Source organism: Capnocytophaga sp. oral taxon 329 str. F0087 (assembly GCF_000213295.2).
GTDB lineage: Bacteria > Bacteroidota > Bacteroidia > Flavobacteriales > Flavobacteriaceae > Capnocytophaga > Capnocytophaga leadbetteri_A.
On sequence record NZ_KN390102.1, the window covers coordinates 1 to 814 of the forward strand.

Consider the following 814-nt stretch of genomic DNA (forward strand, 5'->3'; position numbering starts at 1 on the left):
TTGGTTCATCGTTGCGAGGAGCGAACGAGTAGTATCCTTTAATTTTTGGCTTTTTGAAAAGGCTTGTAACTGCTTGCGATAATCAGCAGTAGCAGCTGGGTTAGCATTAGGGTTAGTGTCGTTAGGGTTGTATGCTCCTTTTTTTTGTCGAAAAAATAGGAAGTACGCGCCTACACCTAACCCCAGCACAGCGACACCTGCTATTAAAAAGGCTTTATTTTTTGAAACATTCATCATCATTTTCTTAGTATTAGATAAGTGTTGCGGCATCTGGAGCCATAGCACGGCGTAAGTCTTGTAGTTCTTTATCATTTAAATCACCGTGTAAGAAACTTGTAAGGTCTTCGTAATTGCCATTGCCTAATGAGAATGATAGCCCGCCAGGTTCACGTTTGCCAAAGGCATTGTAAACATCTACGTATCCGTTGTAATTAACATTACGCAAAGCATTCTTTATAGCCTTTTCGTCCGTACCTGCTCCTTTCATTGCCTCGTATAAGGCATTGGCTTTGGCTACAGCCGCTGCTGGAGGTACGTTGCTATTAGCCGCATATTGGTTGTACTTCATCGGACGGAAGCGGTTTTTCCAATACAAAAAGTAAAACGCAGTGAAGCCTACACCTACTACTGCTACACCAAATAAAATAAATCCTATATTAATGGTAGTAGTGATAGCCTTTTTGTTATTTTCCACTGCTGACTGGGCTATGATAGCACTCGCTGCGCCAGATAGTTTATTTTGTTCAGTCGTTTTCATCATTAATTATAGCTTAAGGAATGCCTTAAGAGTGTTCCACAATATAGGATTAGTGAA

2 protein-coding genes are annotated in these 814 nt (G+C 40.7%); both read right to left on the reverse strand.

Annotated elements, in window-relative coordinates:
* A partial coding sequence (locus HMPREF9074_RS11555) for a hypothetical protein (RefSeq protein WP_034541061.1) occupies nucleotides 1-270 on the reverse strand: 270 nt, incomplete at its 3' end.
* The gene (locus HMPREF9074_RS11560; protein ID WP_034541064.1) at nucleotides 251-760 is read right to left on the reverse strand and encodes a hypothetical protein; all 510 of its coding nucleotides are present in this window, start codon (nucleotides 758-760) and stop codon (nucleotides 251-253) included. The genes HMPREF9074_RS11560 and HMPREF9074_RS11555, both read right to left, overlap by 20 nt.
* Nucleotides 761-814 lie beyond the last annotated feature (54 nt).

Bases quoted from the DNA above. Each gene is read 5' to 3' on its own strand.
- HMPREF9074_RS11560 (WP_034541064.1), bottom strand. From the start codon at position 760: ATGATGAAAACGACTGAACAAAATAAACTATCTGGCGCAGCGAGTGCT.